Origin of the sequence: Paenibacillus sp. GSMTC-2017 (assembly GCF_016019935.1) — a bacterium.
Lineage (GTDB): Bacteria > Bacillota > Bacilli > Paenibacillales > Paenibacillaceae > Pristimantibacillus.
In genome coordinates, this window is record NZ_JAECMT010000001.1 from 864018 (window position 1) to 885665 (window position 21648).

The 21648-nt window shown below is 39.4% G+C and carries 20 protein-coding genes and 1 pseudogene; 6 read left to right on the top strand and 15 right to left on the bottom strand.

What is annotated here, in order from left to right; all coding sequences use genetic code 11:
• Positions 1–45: 45 nt before the first annotated feature.
• Both I6N90_RS04055 and I6N90_RS04060 read right to left on the bottom strand, forming a co-directional pair.
• Positions 46–825 carry a class I SAM-dependent methyltransferase gene (locus I6N90_RS04055; protein WP_197934202.1) on the bottom strand — a complete coding sequence of 260 codons (780 nt, stop codon included), beginning with the start codon at positions 823–825 and terminating at the stop codon, positions 46–48.
• 32 nt (positions 826–857) lie between these two features.
• Positions 858–1916 (bottom strand): Bug family tripartite tricarboxylate transporter substrate binding protein, encoded by a 1059-nt coding sequence (locus I6N90_RS04060; RefSeq protein ID WP_442950940.1) that lies wholly within the window; start codon positions 1914–1916, stop codon positions 858–860.
• Between the two features lie 1312 nt (positions 1917–3228).
• Between I6N90_RS04060 and I6N90_RS04065 the strand changes: the two genes are divergently transcribed.
• Genes I6N90_RS04065 through I6N90_RS04085 form a run of 5 tightly spaced genes read left to right on the top strand, consistent with a single transcriptional unit; the run spans position 3229 to position 8907 of the window.
• On the top strand, positions 3229–4236 hold the full coding sequence (locus I6N90_RS04065) for an ABC transporter ATP-binding protein (RefSeq protein WP_197934204.1): 1008 nt from the start codon (positions 3229–3231) through the stop codon (positions 4234–4236).
• A complete protein-coding gene (locus tag I6N90_RS04070; protein ID WP_197934205.1) occupies positions 4233–5168 on the top strand; it encodes an ABC transporter ATP-binding protein in 936 nt (311 codons plus the stop codon). The genes I6N90_RS04065 and I6N90_RS04070 overlap by 4 nt, the downstream gene beginning before the upstream one ends.
• Before the next feature lie 5 nt (positions 5169–5173).
• On the top strand, positions 5174–6136 hold the full coding sequence (gene opp4B / locus I6N90_RS04075) for an oligopeptide ABC transporter permease (protein WP_197934206.1): 963 nt from the start codon (positions 5174–5176) through the stop codon (positions 6134–6136).
• Positions 6137–6162: 26 nt separating this feature from the next.
• Positions 6163–7053, top strand: coding sequence for an ABC transporter permease (locus I6N90_RS04080; protein WP_197934207.1), 891 nt, complete (start codon positions 6163–6165; stop codon positions 7051–7053).
• 21 nt (positions 7054–7074) lie between these two features.
• The gene (locus tag I6N90_RS04085; RefSeq protein WP_197934208.1) at positions 7075–8907 is read left to right on the top strand and encodes an oligopeptide ABC transporter substrate-binding protein; all 1833 of its coding nucleotides are present in this window, start codon (positions 7075–7077) and stop codon (positions 8905–8907) included.
• Between the two features lie 59 nt (positions 8908–8966).
• Here I6N90_RS04085 and I6N90_RS04090 read toward each other — a convergent pair whose 3' ends face one another.
• From I6N90_RS04090 to I6N90_RS04150, 13 genes and pseudogenes are all read right to left on the bottom strand, one after another.
• Positions 8967–10301 (bottom strand): opine metallophore biosynthesis dehydrogenase, encoded by a 1335-nt coding sequence (locus I6N90_RS04090; protein WP_197934209.1) that lies wholly within the window; start codon positions 10299–10301, stop codon positions 8967–8969.
• A 21-nt stretch (positions 10302–10322) separates the two neighbouring features.
• Complete coding sequence (locus tag I6N90_RS04095; RefSeq protein ID WP_197934210.1) at positions 10323–11111, bottom strand: nicotianamine synthase family protein; 789 nt, start codon at positions 11109–11111, stop codon at positions 10323–10325.
• Positions 11111–12322, bottom strand: a complete 1212-nt coding sequence (gene cntE, locus I6N90_RS04100) for a staphylopine family metallophore export MFS transporter CntE (protein WP_232242519.1) — start codon at positions 12320–12322, stop codon at positions 11111–11113. The genes I6N90_RS04095 and cntE overlap by 1 nt, the downstream gene beginning before the upstream one ends.
• A gap of 15 nt (positions 12323–12337) precedes the next feature.
• Complete coding sequence (locus tag I6N90_RS04105) at positions 12338–13117, bottom strand: ABC transporter ATP-binding protein (protein ID WP_197934211.1); 780 nt, start codon at positions 13115–13117, stop codon at positions 12338–12340.
• Between the two features lie 13 nt (positions 13118–13130).
• Positions 13131–14015: an ABC transporter ATP-binding protein gene (locus I6N90_RS04110; protein ID WP_197934212.1), complete on the bottom strand. Its 885-nt coding sequence runs from the start codon at positions 14013–14015 to the stop codon at positions 13131–13133.
• Between the two features lie 42 nt (positions 14016–14057).
• Positions 14058–14882: a nickel transporter permease gene (nikC, locus tag I6N90_RS04115; protein ID WP_197934213.1), complete on the bottom strand. Its 825-nt coding sequence runs from the start codon at positions 14880–14882 to the stop codon at positions 14058–14060.
• On the bottom strand, positions 14882–15826 hold the full coding sequence (gene nikB, locus I6N90_RS04120; RefSeq protein WP_197934214.1) for a nickel ABC transporter permease: 945 nt from the start codon (positions 15824–15826) through the stop codon (positions 14882–14884). The genes nikC and nikB overlap by 1 nt, the downstream gene beginning before the upstream one ends.
• A 4-nt stretch (positions 15827–15830) precedes the next feature.
• Positions 15831–17465, bottom strand: coding sequence for a nickel ABC transporter substrate-binding protein (gene nikA / locus I6N90_RS04125; protein WP_232242521.1), 1635 nt, complete (start codon positions 17463–17465; stop codon positions 15831–15833).
• Between the two features lie 700 nt (positions 17466–18165).
• Positions 18166–18588, bottom strand: coding sequence for a VOC family protein (locus I6N90_RS04130; protein WP_197934215.1), 423 nt, complete (start codon positions 18586–18588; stop codon positions 18166–18168).
• Between the two features lie 620 nt (positions 18589–19208).
• Positions 19209–19352 (bottom strand): annotated as a pseudogene (locus I6N90_RS25385) (zf-TFIIB domain-containing protein); the annotation flags it as partial.
• A 49-nt stretch (positions 19353–19401) separates the two neighbouring features.
• Positions 19402–19620 carry a hypothetical protein gene (locus I6N90_RS04140; protein ID WP_197934217.1) on the bottom strand — a complete coding sequence of 73 codons (219 nt, stop codon included), beginning with the start codon at positions 19618–19620 and terminating at the stop codon, positions 19402–19404.
• A gap of 133 nt (positions 19621–19753) precedes the next feature.
• Positions 19754–20074 carry a hypothetical protein gene (locus tag I6N90_RS04145; protein WP_197934218.1) on the bottom strand — a complete coding sequence of 107 codons (321 nt, stop codon included), beginning with the start codon at positions 20072–20074 and terminating at the stop codon, positions 19754–19756.
• 82 nt (positions 20075–20156) lie between these two features.
• On the bottom strand, positions 20157–20726 hold the full coding sequence (locus tag I6N90_RS04150) for a xanthine phosphoribosyltransferase (protein WP_197934219.1): 570 nt from the start codon (positions 20724–20726) through the stop codon (positions 20157–20159).
• 204 nt (positions 20727–20930) lie between these two features.
• On the opposite strand from I6N90_RS04150, the gene I6N90_RS04155 reads away from it, so the two are divergent.
• The gene (locus tag I6N90_RS04155; RefSeq protein ID WP_197934220.1) at positions 20931–21626 is read left to right on the top strand and encodes a hypothetical protein; all 696 of its coding nucleotides are present in this window, start codon (positions 20931–20933) and stop codon (positions 21624–21626) included.
• The last annotated feature ends 22 nt before the right edge of the window (positions 21627–21648 follow it).

Below are 21648 nucleotides of genomic sequence, written 5' to 3' on the forward strand. Positions count from 1 at the left end.
CTAACGCCAGCAATATGGCAGGAGATAGACCTTTCTCTTTTTTAATCACTCTTTTTCAAAAAGCGTCATCCATTCATCAATCTGAATTGACAAGATGTTGTCGCCTTCCGTAACGAGCCCACAATACTGTTGCAAGTCTTCATCAGCACCCAGTAAATGCGAACAAACGGATTCTACCTGCTCATCTGTATCTGCTGTGCGTCTAACCCAAGATGGGAAGTCAAACGTCTTTTTGCGAATACGAGATTGCTGAGAAGCTATCCCTGCCTCATGTGCAAAGTTAAGCCATTGATTAATAGAATAACAGCATACATGACTTGTATCACGCAGCTTTTCGATTTGGTTCACAAAAGTTGCTGTCCGCTCGTCTTCAGGCACAATATTGTCGATGAGCAACAACTTTCCACCGGGTTTTAACACTCTTGAAGCTTCCTTCACAAATAGTTGCGGGTTGGGAAAATGATGTGCAGCAATTCGGCACGTTACCAAATCGAAGGTGTTCGCTAGAAATGGAAGATTTTCAGCATCCGCAACAACATACATCACATTTTCACAGCTAGGCGTTAGATGTTTTTGTGCGGTGCTTAACATATCTACTGTAAGATCAGTTGCACATACTAATGAGACATAAGGTGATAATTGCTTTGTTACATGACCACCACCAGTGGCAATATCAAGAACCTTCCAATTCTTTTGGGGCTGCAGCCATTCTAACATTAGAGTCAAATCGTCGCCTTTAGCATGTGATTCACTTGCAACATACTTTTCAGCATTTTTACCAAATTGTTGCCGAACTGCATCCTTAACAAGTTCATCATTATTCATCTTAATTTCCACTCCTCGTAAGTCTTCAATCGTTATTTTTGCATGCCGAGAGAAACTAATACTTCTTGGATAACCTTTTCTTGCTCTTCAAGGAACTTTTGGAAGTCGGCTGCATTTTTATATCCATTTTCCCATCCATTCGCTTCTAACTGTTTTTTCCACTCTTCCGTTTCAGATAGAGCTTTTAGCTGAGTTTCCCAATAAGCAACAGCATCTGCAGGCATTTCCTTACTACCAAAGAGACCACGCCAGATAGTAAACTCTGCATCGATACCTTGTTCCTTATACGTCGGGATATCGGCAAATTGTCCTGTAAGTCTCGCAGGTGCTGAAATACCTAACACTTTAACTTTCCCAGCTTTTAAATATTCCGTCACTCCTGAAATGTCAGTCGATAAAATCTCGACATGGCCACCGAGCAATGCCGTTATCGCTTCCCCGCCACCGTCGTAGGAAATAAAGTTAACTGTTTTTGCGTCTACTCCTGCTTTCAGTGCAGGAAGCATTGCGATAAGATGATCTTGCGATCCTGGAGCTGATCCACCAGCGATCATTAGACTTTTTGGATCTGCTTTCAAATCAGCAAATAACGTTTTTAGATCATTGTACTTAGAATCAGCTTTTACTACAATTGCACCGTAATCTGTTGTTAATTGAGCAAGAGGCGTTAAATCCCGGAACGAATACGGGCTATTCCCTTCTTTTTTCAAATTGTTAATAATGAGTGGTGCAGAAGGAAGGAACAAATTATATGCGTTCTTTTTATCTTGAGTAACATAATACGCAAGTCCAACTGCTTGACCGCCCCCAGGTTTATTTTCTACCATTATTTGTTGAGAGACAAGCTTTGTATCACCATAAGCTTTAGACAATGCCCTAGCTGTAAGATCAAGTCCACCACCAACGCCAGATGGCGCTGTAATTGTTATAGCTTTTTCAGGGTAAGATGATTTTGGCGCTTCTGTCTGTTGTGCGACTGGAGAGCTTTCCAGTTGTCCGGTTGTCGTTGTCCCCGACTTTTCCCCACCACAAGCTGTTAAACTGAGAGCCAATAACGTACAAATCAAGGTTGCTTTCCACTTTGTGTTCATCGTTTTCATGTTTATCCCTCCAATTTATGATAACGCTTTCATTTCTAATTAAAACGTTATCACACCGTCTGGAACTTAAATAGTACACAACCATTTTTTCCAATTTTATCTTATCCATCATTAAATTCATATTATTTACGGCTAAGTCAGCAGAAAGGAATTGTATACTCGCTACAGTAATTGTATGGTAGATATATATCATTTTTCTTGGATATTCAATACAAAAAGCCGCTATGATTTAAGCGACATTTCCATTCATCATTATGAAGTAACAATTATAATTTGTACCCTGTTCTGTTGTTAACTATTCTGCATGTTTAAGATCATTGCAATGAAAACGAATATAAACGTTGCAAGTACCAATGCGAGGATAGAAAGTACAATACCAGCAATAGCAATACCCCGATTTTTGGATATTTTTAAAGAACGCAGTCCGAAGATAAGTCCCAATAAGGCCAATATAATTGTATTAATGAACGTAAATTCCGAATTTAAATAAGCTGGAATAACCAATAAAAACTACTAATTCCGCAAACAAAACTAGTCATTGAACGATCTTTTTTGTTAATAATAATAACACTCCTCTATTTTATCACCAGTTTCATGTTAGCATCATGTTAACTTATCCAAAAAACAAAACGAGATTCTAGTAATAGAAACTATTATAACATAAATAAATTTTACATATAAAGGAGTATACATTTAGTATTTAAACAAGTTATCTAATTAATTATTCCAACTCACAGTGTAGTGTTAATTCTAAACCGCTTTAAAGTGGTAAAGAATGCAAAAGATTCACTCTATTAAAGCTATTTTCGTTGACATAATGCTGTATCTATGATAATTTTTCTGTGAAGGTTAGTAATTTTTATTTTAAACTATTTTTTATCTAGGTGTTGAAAGCGGTAACATGTAGACGTTTCATATAGCGTTAAGAAAGGATGATTTTATATACGGAAGTTTATTGGCTACTTTTTTTAATACTACATGTAGTGACTTTAGTTTACTTGATCCTCATCGCTTTCCCTCTAAGACGGCAACATCAAGTAATTAATTTCTAAAAAAATAACATTTAATAAATAATTCGTGTTATTATTCATTACATCTCATGTAATTATACTTATCGCAATATTTCTAAATGCCTCCAACATGAACTACTCACATCTCCATAGACTCAACTCAATGTAAATCACAACATTCAAATCATCACATCACTAATAATTTTAGAAAACTCTCTCTCTCACCTATCGTTCTACACTGTTTTCACTTTAATCTCTTACCAAGTAAACCACTCGACAAAGGGGGAAACTTTTTGCAAAAAGAGTTGTTAAAAATCGAGCGATTGTCCACGTCCTTTCGGATTGATGACCACTATTACGCTGCTGTGGATAATGTTTCTATATCCCTTCAATCGAATGAGATTCTTGCAGTTGTAGGTGAATCTGGTTCAGGTAAGAGTGCACTGGCTTTTTCAATCATGGGACTTCATACCAGAGCAAAGCTAAATGGCGATATACACTTTAATGGCGAAAACTTAGTTGGCTTATCTACTGTTAAATATAACAAGATGCGTGGTAAAGACATGGGCATGATCTTTCAAGATCCGCTGTCAGCCCTGAACCCTCTTATGCAGATAGGTACACAAATTGAGGAAGCTATCTTGCTTCATAATTCAGAATTTTCAAAAAGTAATCGCACTAATAGGGTAATAGAACTTCTTGAAAAAGTTGGCATTCCAAAGCCTCAAATCGTATGTAATCAATACCCGCATGAACTGTCCGGCGGAATGAGGCAACGCGTTATTATCGCAATTGCAATGGCAAATGATCCAAAGCTTTTAATAGCTGATGAGCCAACGACTGCTCTAGATGTAACTATTCAATTGCAAATTCTTGACTTGATTAAGAAACTGAAAAATGACAGCAAGGCAGGCGTTATTTTAATTACGCATGATCTTGGTGTCGTTGCTGAAATGGCTGATCGAGTAGCTGTCATGTACGCAGGCGAAATTGTTGAAATTGCTGATGTAAATACGCTATTTACAAAAGCGCTTCATCCTTACACAAGATCATTGCTCCATTCCATCCCGAGTGCCAACGAAGTTAAATCGAAGCTACATGTTATTCAAGGTATGGTTCCTTCCCTAAAACATTTGCCACGTGAAGGTTGCCGCTTCCGTTCACGAATTCCATGGATAAATGAATCTGCACATGAGAGTGATCCGATTCTACATGAAGTTGCTCCAGGTCATTGGGTACGATGTACCTGCTACAAGCAATTTCATTTCCCAGGCAACGACCGAGGAGGATCACAAAAATGACATTACTTAGCGTCGAGGATTTAAAGGTTCATTTTGACATACGTGGAGGATTGTTCGGAACTAAAAAAGGTTCAATAAAAGCAGTTGACGGAATAAGCTTCTCCATAGAACAAGGTCAAACCTATGGACTCGTAGGTGAATCGGGGTCAGGGAAAACAACATCAGGTCGTGCCATTATCGGACTGAATAATATCACATCGGGTAAAGTGATGTTCGGCAATCAGGATTTAGCGCAAAAAAATCGGAAAGACTTTGTGGACGTTCGTAGAGATATTCAGATGATCTTTCAGGATCCATATTCGTCTTTAAATCCAAGAAAGCGGATTTTGGATATTATTGCGGAGCCTTTACGCAACTTCGAGCGATTATCGCCTATAGAAGAGAAGCGGAGAGTTCGCGAGCTACTTGAGCAAGTAGGGTTAAGTTCGGAGACAATCTATAAATATCCACATGAGTTTTCTGGCGGACAACGGCAACGTATAGGTATCGCAAGAGCGATCGCCTTGAAGCCTAAACTTATTATCGCTGATGAACCCGTTTCAGCACTAGATCTGTCTGTACAGGCTCAAGTTCTCAATTTCCTGCGTGAACTCCAACAGGAATTGAAACTCACCTATCTTATTATAAGTCACGATCTTGGTATAATTAGGCATATGTGTGATCACATTGGAATTATGTATAAAGGGAGATATGTTGAACAAGGTACAACTTCTGACATCTTTAATAATCCACAGCACATATATACGAAACGTTTAATAACAGCTATTCCAGATATCGATCCATTGCAAAGAGCTCGTCAATCTGAGTTACGTGCAGCTGCTAAGAAAGAATATGATTCTTTATACAAGTCTCAATTTGATGAAGAAGGACTTGCCTTCCCACTGAGATCCATCAGTACCACACATAAAGCAGCATTACCAGAGGGAGGTTGAGAGCAATGTGGATAACGATTACTAGAAGAATTCTCATTATGATTCCTCAAGTTTTTCTACTGAGCATACTCGTCTTCTTGTTAGCTAAGTCGATGCCAGGTGATGCACTTACAGGTTTAGTTGATCCGAATATCGATCCAAAAGCGGTAGCAGACATGCGAGAAAAACTTGGACTTAACAACCCTTGGCATGTGCAATATTGGGATTGGATATCACGTGCTGTACAAGGTAATTTTGGAGAATCCTTTAAGTTTAAAATGCCAGTTTCAGACTTAATCGGTGAGCGTATTGGCAATACGGTTTGGCTTGCGCTCGTAACGCTTATTTTCACTTATCTAATCGCAATACCACTCGGTATATTAAGTGGACGCTATAACGATTCATTGGGTGATCGATTGATTACTGGTTACACATATTTTGGTTTTGCTGCTCCATTGTTTATTTTTGCACTTCTTATGGTATGGATATTTGGCTTTTACTTTGGTTGGTTTCCAACAGGGGGAAGTGTCACACCTGGATATGAACCTGGAACCCTGCAATATATGGCAAGCAAGTTTTATCATTTGTTGCTTCCTGCTCTTTCTATGGCACTTATAACGACAGTAGGTACCGTTCAATATCTTCGTAATGAAATTATTGATACGAAACAAAAGGATTTTATTCATACAGCAAGAGCAAAAGGTGCTTCTGAATCAAGAATTTACAATCGTCATGTTTTACGGAATGCTTTGCTGCCAATCGCTGCGTTTTTTGGATATGAAATAACGGGACTTATCGGCGGCTCTATCTTTGTTGAGCAAATCTTCAGTTATCCAGGAATGGGTCAATTATTTCTTAGCTCTATCATGATAAGAGATTTTAGTGTCGTAACTGCTTTGGTACTATTGTATGGAATTGCAGCCATCATCGGTTCCCTTATTTCCGACATCATCCTCTCAGCCATTGATCCGCGTATTCGGATTAAATAACAACTCGATAAGTGGAGGTGAAAGACATGACTGACATTAATGCTCAAGCTGTAGACCGCAGTCCTTCAGCCCTGCAGATTCTATGGCGAGAAATTGTTCGCGATAAGTTAGCTTTAGTTTCACTTATATTTCTTGCCATTATTTTATTATTTGTATATGGAACTGCATTATTTCTAGACCAGAAAGAAATTGTAAAAGTTGATCTATTTTCGCTATATAAGTCCCCCTCCTCTGAGTTCTGGTTAGGTACTGATTACGGCGGCCGTGATGTATTCGGTCAATTAATTATTGGTACACGAAACTCTCTCAGTATTGCTCTAATGGTAACTGCAATTACTGGCGTTGTTGGCGTGTTAATTGGACTCATATCTGGTTTCTTTGGTGGTAGGGTTGATAATTTTGTAATGCGTATTATCGACTTTTTCTTGATATTGCCCATGCTTATGATCGTAATTGCTTTTGTAACTGCTGTACCAAAATATAACATTATGTCTTTTACACTTATTATGTCCGCTTTTCTTTGGATGGGTATTGCACGATTAATTCGATCAAAGGCATTACAGGAAAAAGAACTCGAATATGTCCAAGCATCAAAAACAGTTGGTTCATCATCATTTCAAATTATGTTCAAACAGGTGCTTCCAAATTTAAGCTCCATCATTATCGTAACATTAACATTAAACTTAGCAGCCAACATCGGTCTTGAGTCCGGTCTCTCCTTCCTTGGTTTCGGATTTCCAGAGAATACACCAAGTCTTGGCACGCTAGTCAGTTATGCAAGAAACCCACAAACATTAGAATTTAGATGGTGGATCTGGTTACCTGCATCAATCCTTATATTGGTATTGATGTTGAGTATAAATAACGTCGGCCAAGCATTAAAACGTGCAGCTGACGCAAGACAAAGAAAAGGTTAAATAAAAAGGAGGAACTATTTAATGAAGAAGATGAAAACTGCACTAATCTTTACGTTTATGTTATCTCTACTTGTTGTACTTTCCGCTTGTTCTAAGGAAGACGGCAATACAAAAGTGGATCCTTCACCATCGGCATCTGCAACTGCAACAGAATCTGCAAAGCCTGCTGAACCAGCAGATGACGGCCTATTCTCAATAAAAGATTTTAGCAATATCAAAACGAATTCCGGTGAAGCTATTAAAGGTGGCTCCATCACATTCGGACTTGTATCTGATACACCGTTTGAAGGTACGTTAAACTGGAACTTCTATGGCGGTGACCCTGATTCTCAAGTATTAAACTGGTTCGATGAGTCATTACTTACTTGGGACAAAAGCTATGTCTACACAAATGACGGAGCTGCTACATACGAAGTGTCGGAGGATGGACGTACATTTACGTTTACAATCCGTGACAACGTAAACTGGCATGATGGAAAGCCAGTAACAGCGACTGACTTGCAATTTGCACATGAAGTTATTGGACACAAAGACTATAATGGACCACGTTATGACTCTAACTTTACAAACGTTGAAGGTATGGTCGAATATCGTGAAGGAAAAGCAAAAACAATCTCGGGTATTAAAGTAATTAATGATAAACAGATTAGTATTACTTATATAAATTCCAGTCCTTCACTTTTAACAGGTGGCGTTTGGCCGTACCCACTTGCAAAGCATATTTTTGAAAAAATTCCAGTAGCCAAAATTTCTGCTTCTCCAGAAGTTCGTCAAAAACCAATCGGATTTGGACCATTTAAAGTAGATAGTATCGTTCCTGGTGAGTCAGTTGTTTATTCCAAAAATGCTGATTACTGGCGTGGAGAACCTGCTCTCGACAAAGTTATTCTAAAAGTTATTAACCCATCTATAATTATACAATCGATTAAAAGTGGCGATGTAGATCTTGTCAGCTCCTTCCCGACTGATCAATTTAAAGAAAACGCTAATTTGTCCAATGTAGAGTACCTCGGTGCTATTGACCGTGCATATACTTATATCGGCTTTAAACTAGGTACATGGGATAAAGAAGCAAGTAAAGTAGTGCCAAACGAAAAAGCTAAGATGCGTGACGTTAACCTAAGAAAAGCAATGTGGCATGCGGTTGATAATGATCAAGTAGGAAAAAGATTCTACCATGGACTAAGATGGAACGCGACAACACTTATCCCTCCATCCCACCCAGAATACCATGATGCAACAAATCCTGGTATTACTTATGATCCAGCTGCTGCAAACAAATTGTTAGACGATGCTGGCTATAAGCTTGACGGTAAATTCCGTACTAACCCAGACGGAACTCCACTAGAAATTACTTTCATTTCTATGACAGGCAGCGATATTGCGGAACCTCTCGCTCAATATTATGTACAATCATGGGAAGCAATCGGACTTAAAGTTAATTTAGAAATGCTTGAATTCAATACGTTCTACGATCGTGTAGGTTCAGAAGGAAACGATGACACTAAAGTAGATGTATACCAAGGGGCTTGGAGCGTAGGTATCGATGTTGATCCAGCAGGCTTGTATGGTCCTGATGCAATGTACAACTTCCCGCGTTATGCAGATCCAGAACTTGATCGCCTTCTAAAAGCAGGTGTTTCGAAGGAAGCATTCGATGTGAAATACCGCCAAGACATCTACAAAGAATGGCAACAATACATGGTAGATAACGTACCAGTATTCCCTACACTCTATCGTTCAGTAATCTCACCAGTAAATAAACGTATTCTGAACTATGCAATTGGTGACGGCACGAACCTTTACCCTTACCAAATTGCTGTTTCACAAGATAAACCTTTTGTAGCTGAGTAACATAAAGAAGTGGCTGTCCCAATGGGGCAGCCATTTTCTTTAATAGGAGTATCTGTAAGCTATATTCTCGATGACTTTAAACAAAATTGTTCCCAAATAATAGCTACGTCCTCTAAAGAATTATCATTCGTAATAGATGGATCAGATAAATCGTAACCATCCTCATAAACAAAACGATGTATCTTCTCTTCAAACAAATGAATGAATTGTTCAGATTGCGTCATAGAAAGCCCTAGTCGTTGACCTAATCCGTACATTATTTTCAACTTCTTGTAATCTTCATAAGGTACTCTCGGTATAATCCACTTCCCCTCTGTATCCGCTTTTATTGTTCGATAAGGAAAAGCCGAGAAATCTAAGTACTTACCATCTTCATCTGGCTCGGAGAACGGATCAATTAAAATAGATGTATAACGGATATACAACAAATAGTTTTGTTTTATTGGATCTTCATCTACAAATCCTTCGATATCAGGACGTGATAACGTTTGTTCATGTACAGGATAATTATCATCATTCAAAAACTGTAATAGATTTATTGGTCTTGCACCCATGAGACTAAGTAACTGCGATATTTCCTTCCATAAAGCGATCATCGTAGCAATTACGTGCTGCGTAATAGGTCCTTCCGGATAGAGCTTATACATAAATTTGGTAGAACGTTTTGGACTAAAAATTTCACCTAACGAAAAATGATTTATAAAAAATGGTGGATGTACATAAGTTGTAATGCTGCGACACTCAGCTTCAATGGGATCTTCGACTTGTTCAGCATTTATCCCGTGAGACACGATAAAATGGTTAACATGTTGGGGCATAAATCGTCCTACTTTGTTACTCCCGATAAATACTTTTCTTTTTAATCCTTTGACTAACACATTTATAAAAGTTTCCGATTGCGGTGAAAGAGGAAAAATGGAAGCCCCATAATAAGTTGAAAAACTAATAACTTCTATCCGATCATTATTTTCGCCTAACAAATGTTCAACAAGCAAATTCGATCCGAGTCCAGGGGATAACAAAATAATCGTTGTAAGCTTTGTTAAATATGCAAAATCTATTGATCGAACGACACTAGCATAACTATTGCACGGTGTGCAGATGACAACGGTATCCCAACGATTATCTACATAGTCGAAACCTTCGTAGAACTGCGATATTACCGCTGAACCTGATCCAAACTCTAGTGATTGGACTTCAACTTTTGTCGAGATGACGTTACCACTACTGGCCAACTCCAATTTCAACTTTTCTGACCTCTCGCTTTTACGATTGAGCAATCCTATCTGGTTGCACCATCCTCTCGACAAATCTACAGCCATATGAATACTTGCGGGTCCGGTTCCAATCATTAATGTATTTCCGAATGGAGAAGCCACGTTATTGACTATCACTTTATTAACCGCTCCTTTCCTTTAGCTTTTGGTCTGCAATATCGCAAAATCATAAATACTAGTGTTTCGACGAATATCTGTTATGTTCCAGTCCTTCTGCACATTTTCTTCCAGAGAATAATTAAACACTGATTTTAAACCGTTCCCGTAACGAACAATAATTTTTGTTTGCTTCGATATCATTGGCTTCAGTTGCTCTAAAACTTCATTTTTATTTTGGACGAGTGAGGCAATAATGACATGTGTTGCTCCTTCTATAAAAGTAAGCTTATTGGGTTCAGATTTCTGGAACGTCACTACTTCCCCCATACCTATTGCCTCTGCAACACGATTCCCACTAGCAATGGCATCGCCATCAATATCTACCCCTACAACTTGAACGCCAGTTTCCTTGGCAATTGTAATAGCAGATAACGGGAATGCGCCTGACCCGACGAATAATAATCGCGAGTTAACATCCATTCCGAAATAGGACAGTTCCTCCCTAATAGACTCCGATAGCAATTCCACATATTGACCAGCATTCAATACTTCATTCCACACAAGCATCGATTGATGTTTCTCCATATCACATACGAGCCGTACAGCAGTTTCTCGCAGTAACTCTCCATACTCACGAACTTCATCACTGCTATTCCATTTGTTCCAAAGATCATTGTTATCAGTATCTAATATGAATGAACAAAGTTTATCCAGTTTCGATTGAACAAGCTCATAGCAGTCTGGACATTCTCTAGAATAACAATGAAGGACATTTAATTCATATTGTATCGATCTTAGTGCGGATAGTAGCTGAAACTTATCCTTCATCAAACTTCCCCTACCTTCTTACCTGTAAATTTAACTTGCACTATCCATTTCCCACCAGCTAATGCTAATAAAGCTGCACACCCTACAACAGTTGCACATATCATGTACATGCCTGAGTAAGACAAATGATCCGCGATTGGTCCCATTAAAATACTACCCAATGAAAGACCTAAATCAGCAGATGCAATAAACCATCCCACGATTACATTTCTTTCTGTTGCAGGCGCAATAAAAGTCAAATACGTCATTAAGGTAGGATAAATTACTGCTTGTGCATATCCTATCAATACTGCTGCCACGTATAGTAGTGGTGGAAACTTAATCGATAACGATAGCGATAGTGCAGCAATACTTGCACATATAAGTGCAATTGCAATATATCGAGAATGCCACTTTCCGTCTGAAGGTATATATTTCCTTACTATTATTCGAGTCATCACTACGACTATAGCTTGAAGGGATAAGTAAATACCTGCATTCCCCCCTTGAATATGGTCTGCATACAGTGGTACAAAACCGATTGAACCAAATAATAAAGATGCACTTAACATCGTTACACTACACAAGATGAAACTTTTGTTCCTTGCTAGATTTCGAAAACCTTTAATAGAAACGACACTCGAAATGGGTGGTAGCTTCTCTCCATGAACATATTTTTTTGTAGGAATCGATAATCCAAATAGGGCAGTTACAACTGCAATCCCAATCATGGCAACAGTAAACAAGTTCATACCGCCCCACTCCCATATCCCAAGGGCAATCAAGGGACCAATGATAGTAGGTAAATAAGTAAACAAGGAATACATCGATACACCTTGTGAACGTTCTTTATCAGGCAACTGATCGATGATGCCAATTTGAAGCGCCATAGAGAAAAAGGCTGTACATATTCCTTGAATAAGCCGAGCAACAAAAAAGCCTTCTAATCCTGACATCGTATATAAAACAAGTCCAATGCCATTACAAACTACAATTATTCGAAGAATTTTAATGGGGCCGTATCGCGCTACCAAGTAACCCGCCCATGGACGTACTAGCATGCAAGTCAACATATAAGCACCCATAATAAAGCCGATCATACTGTTTGAAATGCCTTTTGTTTCACTATATAGAGGAATAATAACGTTCAATATCGAATTGGCGCTAAAAAACAAAAATGCAAGAACATACATTTGTAGAAATGGCCATGTCATCGCCTTCGACTTACTCAACTTTCTTGTACCTCCTTATTGTGACCCTTGAACAAGCGCTGCTGTGTATGGATGACGATCCCCCGACCATATTTCATCTCGATGGAAATGGTCTACTATCGCTCCCTTTTTCATTACAATAATACGATCTGACATCCCATGTACTGCTGCAATATCATGAGAGATAAACAAACACGAAACACCTTGCTCGTGTTGAAATTGCTTTAGAAGATTTAATATTTGCTCTTGAATGGTAACGTCCAAGCTCGACGTCGGTTCATCGCAAACGAGTAGTTGCGGGCTTACGCTCATTGCCCGGGCAATAGTTATCCGCTGCCGTTCGCCTCCGCTTAACTCATGAGGATACCGATCTATGTGGTGAGTCTGTAATCCAACCATCTCAAGCAGTCTTTCTGCAACTCTTCTGCGCGAATGTCGGACATCTTTAAGAAATGACGGATTGACGTCAGGGAAATTGTCCAAAGGCTCCATTATAGAACGCCAAACGGGAAGGCTATCATTGAGCGAACCATTACTATTTTGAAAGATGATACCTATATGCTGGCGCATCGTACGTAAATCTTTTCTTTTGAGCAAAAATAATGATTTTCCGCCCAGCCATACATCTCCTTTGTCAGGTGTTTCAAGTGCAACTAAAACTTTTGCAAGAGTACTCTTTCCGCTGCCGCTTTCCCCTACCAAACCTAGACATTCACCTTCGTTAATATGAAGAGATACATCGTTAATAGCTGCAAAACCTCGGTTTCCCTCGCTGTATCTTTTGACAAGATTGTTCGCAATGAGCACTTTATTCATCGTACTTCCCCCGTTAGTAGAAGGTTATGACCCCATTATTATCCAAACTAGTAACTGACTGCTTAGTGTTGGTTATTCGTGCAGTGATATTATTGTTTGTGATTCTAGGACAAGCTTTAAGCAAAGCTTTTGTATACTCATGTTGAGGATAGTTAATCAGTATTTCTGTTGGTCCTGCTTCGACGATTGCACCTTTTTTCATCACAACCATTTCTTCTGAATGCTTGATTACTTGACGCAAATCATGTGAGATCAACAATACAGCACATCCTGTTTTCTTCTGCATGGACTTGATCAAATCAAGTATGGCTTCTCCAGTCAGTACATCAAGAGCTGTAGTAGGTTCATCTGCAATTAGCAGCGAAGGCTCAAGCATTAGAGCACAAGCAAGTGCAACCCGCTGGCATTGTCCTCCACTCAGTTGAAATGGATAACTTCGATAAATACGTTCTACCGGTAATTCCATCAATTCCAGCCAATTAATTGCTATTTCACGAGCCTGTCGTCTCGGCTTCTGCTGATGAAACATGATTAACTCTTCCATCGCTTTACCAATTCGCATAAACGGAGTAAGACTCCCTTCAAAATCTTGAAACATCCATCCTATTTCAGAACCTCTTAACTTTTGCTTTTCCTTGGAGGACCAAGGGATGATATCTTCACCATGCCATCGAATAGAGCCATTATTTATTTTCAGAGGCTGCGGTAATAAACCAGCAATTGCACTTGCTGTTACACTTTTTCCGCTACCACTTTCTCCAACAATCGCTAATGTCTGACCTGCTTTTATAGTAAATTGGATGTCAGAAATAATCGGTTTTCGTTGGCTTCCGTGATCGTTAACTATTATTAGTCTCTCGACCTGAAGAATCGGTATATTGCGTCTACTCTCTCCCATAACTTGTTTCCTCATCTAATCTTTTTTTGTATTAGTACATCGTCATTTGAGTTTGCTATTCTTGACATCTAGATGATCTCTCAATCCTTCACCAATCAAATTACACGCAATGACAACAATAAATATGGCTAACCCCGGATATAGAATGAGCTGCGGATGTGACTGAAAAAAAGTTCTTCCCTCATTCAACATAGCACCCCATTCAGGAGCTGGTGGCTGAGCACCAAGCCCTACATAAGACATCATCGCAATAATCATAATGATCTTCCCTATATCGAGTGATCCAATGACTAGAATAGGAGGTATAATCTTTTTGACCAGATGAAGGATCAATATGTTCCATACATTACTACCCGCCGCACGAGCGGCTAATATATAATCTTTTTTTCGTTCTGCTAACACAATCCCTCTTGCTACTCTCGCGTATCCAATCCATTTCACCCAAACAATAGCAAACATTAGATTTGTCAAACTTGGTCCCAAGAAACCCGCTATCGCAATTGCGACTACAAATTCGGGCAACGCACTAGCTCCATCAAGGAAACGCATCATAATGGAGTCGAAGCGACCACCTAAATACCCAGACAACATACCAAGCGGTATACCAACGAATACAACGATCATAAGAGTAAGCATTGTAATTCCAATCGTAGTCCGAGCACCTACAACTAGTCTTGAAAACAGACATCTACCCAGATGATCCGTTCCAAGCGGATAAGAGAAACTAGGTGGAGCAAGCCGCCTTCCCAAGTCAATAGCAAGTGGATCGTTTGCCACTAACCATGAACCAGTCAGCATCATTAGAACGATTACAGCAAGGATGAACATACCAATCGTAACCATACGATGTGTAAAAAGATGGACCATTACAATGGTTCCCCCTTCCCATATCGAATACGAGGATCGATTATTCCATAAACGAAATCAACAATGAATTGAATCACTACAATAAACAACCCAATTAAAAGTACATAACCTTGAATAACAGGATAATCACGCTGAAGTATAGCATCAATCGCTAAGCTTCCAAGTCCCGGTAAAGCGAACATTATTTCAACGACAACTGTGCCCGCAACAAGGCTCCCCATACTCATACCTAATACTGTAATTAACGGCAACAGCGCAGGCCTTAGAGCATGGGTCATCAGAATACGAGTTTCCGACAACCCCCTTGCACGTGCGGCTCGTACATACTGTTGCGACATACTGTCAATAAGCCCGCTTCGCAGCAACCTAGAATAGATAGCGGACATCGAAAATCCAAGTGTCAGGGACGGAAGTATAAAGTGCTTAAGTGAGCCGGTGCCCATCGTTGGGAATAAGTTGAATTTATAAGCTAGAAAATAAACAAGTAGTAACCCTAATAAAAAATTGGGGATCGACGCTCCTAGCAGCGCAAATAATTGACTAAACCGATCTGGCCAGCGATTGGGATAACGAGATGCTAACACCCCTAACGGAGCGGCAATAACAATCATGATGAGTACTCCACCTGCCAATAATTGAAGGGTTAACGGTAATCTCTCCATCAACAATTCCATTACCATTCGATCATTACTATACGAATAACCCAGATCTAGCTTGAACAATCCTTTGAGCCAGCTGAAATATTGATCATAAATCGGTTTGTTAAACCCTAATTTCTCCCTCATCGCTTCTTCATCCGCCTGAGTAACTGCAACCTCGTCTATATTCAAAATCGTTAAGACAGGATCACCCGGAGCATATTTCATCAATACAAAGGTCATACCCGATAACAGAAATAATACAATGATGATCGCAACACTTCTTCTACCGATAAACAGGAGCATACCCCTAATTCACATCCAGTTTATTTGTCACAATATAATATTCTTCAGCACCAGGTTCCCAACCGACAATACGATCGTTAACACCAACAATAAGATTCGGATAGGCAGCATATGCATGAGGCAATTGTTCTTGAATTATTTTAGTTGCTTGTTTAGTAAGGGATATTCGACTTTCTACATCACTAGTCTGGTTAAGTTTGGACAATACGTCGCTAAGTCCTTTCACTTCGATGTTTGCTGGATTGATAGAGCCACCTGGCATTAGAGCCGCATTCAAAAAATACCCACCATCACCACGAGGTGATGACAATATTGCATATGTAGCTATTTCCCATTGTTTATCTTCGCGCAAGTGGACATCGATATCTTCTGAGACTTGAATGCGAATTGTAATTCCTACTTTTGCAGCGTCAGATTGCAACAGCTGTGCAATGAGAGGTAGTTCGGGACGACCCTTGTAAGTTACAATATCCAGCGTTAAAGGCTTACCGTCTTTGTGTAACAATCCATCATTTCCTTGTAAATAACCCAATTCATAAAGTAATGCCTTTGCTTCCTCTACTCTTAACGAATTAGCTTCTTCCTTATTACCAAATGGTAAGACTGCATGGAAAGGGCCATTTGCTTTTGTTCCATTACCTAGCATAATTCCATTTACTATGCCATCACGATCAATAAGCATATCAATAGCCTTGCGTACTCTAACGTCACTCATTTCTTTCGTTTGTTGATTGAACATTAGCAAATATACCCGTAGACCCGAAATTGACTTTACACGTAATGAAGGATCTTTTTGTATCGTTGCAATATTTTCGGCAGGCAATTGATACACAATATCTGCTTTTTTAGACTGCAACGCTAGCGACCTCATGTTGCTATCTTCATTAAATTTATACGAAACTTCATTTACTTTCGCGAGACCATCCCAATAACGATCGTATCTTACTAAAGCAATTTCGATGTTTGGTTTAAATACTTTTACTATAAATGGCCCTGTTCCGACAGGTGCAGCATTAAACGCTTTCTCCCCTATTCGCTTTTTCTCTCCTGCGTCAATAATAGACATGTAAGGATTAACTAATTCAGACGGGAGTGCAGGATACGGTTCAGCTGTCGTTATAGTCAACTCTTGTCCTTGTGCTGATAAGGAGGAAATTTTCAAGGAAACAGCTAGTGATTCATTTGTCCGTATCGCTTCTTCTAGGGAAGCCTTTACTGCATTCGCATCTAGTTTAGTGCCATTGTGAAACGTCACATTGTCACGAATGGTAAATACCCACGTTAACTCATTTACATTCTTCCATTCAGATGCAAGCCATGGTGCAAGCTTCATATCAGCATCCAATCGTAACAACGTTTCTGTTATTCCTGCTCTAAGCGGTTCCCAGCTCTTCAATGGATCTAGAGAATCCGATTTGAGATTACGAATAATGGTTACTTTTTTGTTAGCTTCAGTTAATCTCTTTCCCTCCCCCTTAGCCTTAGTCCCCTCTGTTCCACCGTCATTTGTGCTGCATGCCGTTAGTAGTGTTGCCATTACGATGATAGCGGTCATAAACCTCACTGCACTTTTTTTTCTAAGCTTTCTGATCTTTCCATCCACTCTGTTGCCACTATTCCGCCAATCTAATCTCATCATTTAAATCCTCCTTAGTTATGTACTGCGTGAAAAACAACCTTTTCGGGATTCGTTAATCTCTGATCCTTTAATCGTAATAAATACGATTATAGATCGTAATTATTACGATTACAACCCTCTTATTAAAATTAATATTTTTATTGACCTTTCAAAAAGATGTTCGTTCTAAGTGGATAAATACGCTTAATCTCGGAGAGAAACGGGGAACTTCTTATTCTTAGTACATAAATATGCTTAATCGTAGTGAAAGTCGGAAAACTTCCTGTTCTTAATACATAAATGCGCTTAATATCGGAGAATATCGTGGAACTTCTTATTCTTAGTACATAAATACGCTTAATCGTAGTGAAAGTCGGAAAACTTCCTGTTCTTAATACATAAATGCGCTTAATATCGGAGAATATCGTGGAACTTCTTATTCTTAATGCATAAATACACTTAATATCGGAGAATATCGTGGAACTTCTTTATTCTTAGTACATAAATACACTTAATATCGGAGAATATCGTGGAACTTCTTATTCTTAGTACATAAATACGCTTAATCGTAGTGAAAGTCGGGAAACTTCCTGTTCTTAATACATAAATGCGCTTAATTCAGAAAAATCGGGAAACTTGTATCTCTCATGTTTTTGCACAAAAAAAAGAGCCCCACTCTACAAAATGTGGGACTCTTTTTCGAACTATGTAATTTAAGTCATTACGCTTGTTGTTCGCCTAAATTAAATTGCCAATGTACTCCGAATTTGTCAGTTAGCGAACCGTAGCTTTTGCTCCAGAACGTTTCCTGCAGTTCAAGTTCTACTTTACCGCCTTCTTTCAATTTATTAAATGCGGCTTGTAGTTTCTCTTGGTCTTCTGTAACAATCGCTATCGAAGAATGATTACCGACCGTAAACGGTGAGCCAGGGAACGTATCCGAGAACATAATATAATCACCAAATGCATCCAGTCTTGTGTTCATGATTAAATTTTTTGCTGCGTCTGGCAAAGGATAGTCTGGATTTTGTGGGCCGCCACCGAAGGTAGCCATTTCTGGAACTTCTACACCAAATGCATCTGCATAATGTTCTACCGCTTCGCGACAATTTCCGTTGAAAATCAAATAAGCTACTAAAGACATAATTAGCCCTCCATTAATTTGAACTATTTTAATTATTGTTACCTAATCTAATTTAATCTATTTTTATAATCTTATCCACACTAATGGCAATCCTATTATTATTCAAACAAGTCACCAAAAACATCCAGAACCGTCTTCTTCTTTTTTGGGCGGCCATATTTATCGTATCCATAATGTCCATAACCGTGGCCCTGATTATATCCTTGGTTATAGTTTGGTGGATACGCCGGGTTCGTTGGTTGTGCTTGTCCATATCCAGCAGGTGGCTGGTTATAACTTTGACCACTTACCGGAGGTGTGCCAACTGAACCCGGTTGTGGATTAACAAATGGTTGACCATAATTAGTACTACCGGGGCTTTGTTGACCAAAGCTTGGTGTCGTTGGCTGTTGACCAAAGCTTGGTGTCGTTGGCTGTTGACCAAAGCTTGGCGTCGTTGGTTGTTGACCAAAGCTTGGCGTCGTTGGCTGTTGACCAAAGCTAGGTGCCGTTGGCTGTTGACCAAAGCTAGGTGCCGTTGGCTGTTGACCAAAGCTTGGCGTCGTTGGTTGTTGTGAATTAGCATTGTTGAACGGAGGAGCATTTTTCTGTATCTGCTGTTCCATTCGCTCATAGTCCTGGCGTACTTCTCTTATCCCTTGCATTAGCTTCTCAAGCTCGCCACGGTCTAACCAAACGCCTTTGCATTCCGGGCATACATCAATTAGCACTTCATCTTTAACGACTTCTTTCATACGCACATCATTACAAATTGGACATTTCATTTTATCACTCCTCTTCATCATACAACCATTTGTACTATCCTATTTCCCCTTAATCTATCGAAGGAGGAATTCTATCCTCCGAAGCAGGCACATAACGATATGTACGACTTAACTTAAGCACTCGACGGCTTGGCTTACGAATGACGACGATTGACTCATCCCATGCTACAACTATTCCGAGCACATCGTTAACTTCCATCTCATCCCGCATGACCCGCACTGTTTCACCTGATTGACGAAATGCATCCAATTGTTCTTCTGATACCATACTCTAGCCTGTCCCACCTTCCTCAACTTCCTCCAAGAAGAAGCTTCTAGCTCCCATTATACTAAAAAAACCTCAATGATAACATTCACTTATCATTGAGGTCACATCGTATCTTTATACAAAATACATGCGGTTAGCCCACATGCTCACGTGAATCGTTAGTCTCATACCATTCGTCGAGTACGCGTGAAGACATTACTCGTTTACTAATGTACTCTCCTTGTTTCTCTGTGAACTGATCATGCCATTCTACAGAAAGCTCTTCACACAGCTTTACGATCGTAAGCAACTCGGACCAAGCGACGTAACGTTTGTACCAGAAAAACTGCGGATGTTCAATCATATAAGGATATAAATCATCAAACTCCGTATGTTTGCAATCCAGTGCTCTCTCGAAATGAGTTTTGGCATCGGTTAGCTTCCCATTTAAATATTCTGTAGACATGTTTTCCATCTTTGGTGCCTCCCCTCGATCACTTACGTTTCATTATAAGCGAAATATTCGCTTCGGAAAAGAGCATTAACATTGGTAGATGTTACTCAAACTTTATTTCACCATTATCTAGTGATGCAATTCGCACCAATGATTCCACACGAATATCTTGTTCTCTAAGCGTCCTAGCACCTGCTTGGAAAGATTTCTCAACTACGATTCCAATTCCTGCTAATGAAGCGCCGGAGCGTTCAATAATTTTGATAAGGCCACGAGCAGCATCACCATTTGCAATGATATCATCTATAAACAAGACGTGATCGTCACTTGTCAGAAACTGCTTGGAAACCATAATATCTGTTACAATTCCTTTTGTAAAAGAAGGCACTCGCTCACAATAAACATCTGGATCAGCGATAAGCGTCTTTTTTCTACGTGCAAATATAAGTGGGACATCTAGTACTAATGCTGTCGCGAAAGCTGCCGGAATACCTGACGATTCCACTGTTATTACTTTAGTAATCGGTTGTTCAGCGAATCTTTTGGCGAATTCCTGCCCCATCTCCATTGTCAATGCCGGATCTACCTGATGATTAATGATAGCATCCATCCGAAGTACATCACTCGACAAGATTGACGACTCTTCAAGTATACGTTGTTTCAATTTTTCCATCTTAACTGACCTCCGCCAAAAATCCCTTTTCGATAAAGTAACATAGGTAAGGTAAAGTACGCAACCATATATAACGCAATAAGTGTCATTTATTGTGAACATGTCTCTATCGCAGCATTTTTTCCTATTTAATTTGTATAAAAGAGCAACTTTAGCCCACGGGAATGCGTTTTATAATATAGATACACGAACGGAGGAACGCATATGAATCATACCAAGAAATCTGAACTCAATAAGATTATTCTATGGTTTGCTGCTTCTGCGTTTGCCATTATTTTAACCGGTTGTCAAAGCTCAGCAAGCCCTAACCATAAACCATTAAATAATATAGAGCAAACGGAACAAAATAAGAAATCAGTAAGACCCGAACAGTCACAATTGAATGCTAACAATACGTCTAACTCCACTGACCCTACGACAATTCCGGATCGGGAGTCTACGACAGAGACTTCTAACATGCAGTCAAAAACGAGTAAAAACACCGCTGTAGATAACATTACTAAAGCTAAAAACTGGAGCAAGGTCAGTCCTAAATTAAATGGTATTGCAATAGGCGATAGCGACTCGCATGTACTAGATTATTGCGGCAAAGAATCTGACAGCTACCTGCTAGAAGAGCAAGAAGAAGCTATTCAAGTGCTTGAATATGACGGCTTTGCTGTTGGTATTAACACGGAAGGTTCCGTACATTTCGTAGAAGTATACGGTTCGCATGTTCAATCTGGATTAAGTGGTCTTAAGATCGGTGATCATCCTGAGAAAGTACTTAGTGAGCTTGGGAAACCAGATTCACAATCAGATTATTTACTCCTTTATAACGCACTCGGAGCCAAAATAAAGCTAGATGTTGATCCAAATATGAATGAAATTGTTTCGATCAAGTTATTAGCACAAGGCTAACGTTAGTCTATAACCATCATAT

Excerpts from the sequence above, each read along its gene's own strand:
- nikA (WP_232242521.1), bottom strand. The coding sequence starts at position 17,465 with ATGATGAGATTAGATTGGCGGAATAGTGGCAACAGAGTGGATGGAAAG.
- I6N90_RS04055 (WP_197934202.1), bottom strand. The coding sequence starts at position 825 with ATGAATAATGATGAACTTGTTAAGGATGCAGTTCGGCAACAATTTGGT.
- I6N90_RS04150 (WP_197934219.1), bottom strand. The coding sequence starts at position 20,726 with ATGGAAAAATTGAAACAACGTATACTTGAAGAGTCGTCAATCTTGTCG.
- I6N90_RS04095 (WP_197934210.1), bottom strand. The coding sequence starts at position 11,111 with ATGAAGGATAAGTTTCAGCTACTATCCGCACTAAGATCGATACAATAT.
- I6N90_RS04085 (WP_197934208.1), top strand. The coding sequence starts at position 7,075 with ATGAAGAAGATGAAAACTGCACTAATCTTTACGTTTATGTTATCTCTA.
- I6N90_RS04105 (WP_197934211.1), bottom strand. The coding sequence starts at position 13,117 with ATGAATAAAGTGCTCATTGCGAACAATCTTGTCAAAAGATACAGCGAG.
- I6N90_RS04080 (WP_197934207.1), top strand. The coding sequence starts at position 6,163 with ATGACTGACATTAATGCTCAAGCTGTAGACCGCAGTCCTTCAGCCCTG.
- I6N90_RS04060 (WP_442950940.1), bottom strand. The coding sequence starts at position 1,916 with ATGAACACAAAGTGGAAAGCAACCTTGATTTGTACGTTATTGGCTCTC.
- I6N90_RS04140 (WP_197934217.1), bottom strand. The coding sequence starts at position 19,620 with ATGGTATCAGAAGAACAATTGGATGCATTTCGTCAATCAGGTGAAACA.
- nikB (WP_197934214.1), bottom strand. The coding sequence starts at position 15,826 with ATGCTCCTGTTTATCGGTAGAAGAAGTGTTGCGATCATCATTGTATTA.
- I6N90_RS04145 (WP_197934218.1), bottom strand. The coding sequence starts at position 20,074 with ATGGAAAACATGTCTACAGAATATTTAAATGGGAAGCTAACCGATGCC.
- opp4B (WP_197934206.1), top strand. The coding sequence starts at position 5,174 with ATGTGGATAACGATTACTAGAAGAATTCTCATTATGATTCCTCAAGTT.
- I6N90_RS04110 (WP_197934212.1), bottom strand. The coding sequence starts at position 14,015 with ATGGGAGAGAGTAGACGCAATATACCGATTCTTCAGGTCGAGAGACTA.
- nikC (WP_197934213.1), bottom strand. The coding sequence starts at position 14,882 with ATGGTCCATCTTTTTACACATCGTATGGTTACGATTGGTATGTTCATC.
- I6N90_RS04130 (WP_197934215.1), bottom strand. The coding sequence starts at position 18,588 with ATGTCTTTAGTAGCTTATTTGATTTTCAACGGAAATTGTCGCGAAGCG.
- I6N90_RS04155 (WP_197934220.1), top strand. The coding sequence starts at position 20,931 with ATGAATCATACCAAGAAATCTGAACTCAATAAGATTATTCTATGGTTT.
- I6N90_RS04070 (WP_197934205.1), top strand. The coding sequence starts at position 4,233 with ATGACATTACTTAGCGTCGAGGATTTAAAGGTTCATTTTGACATACGT.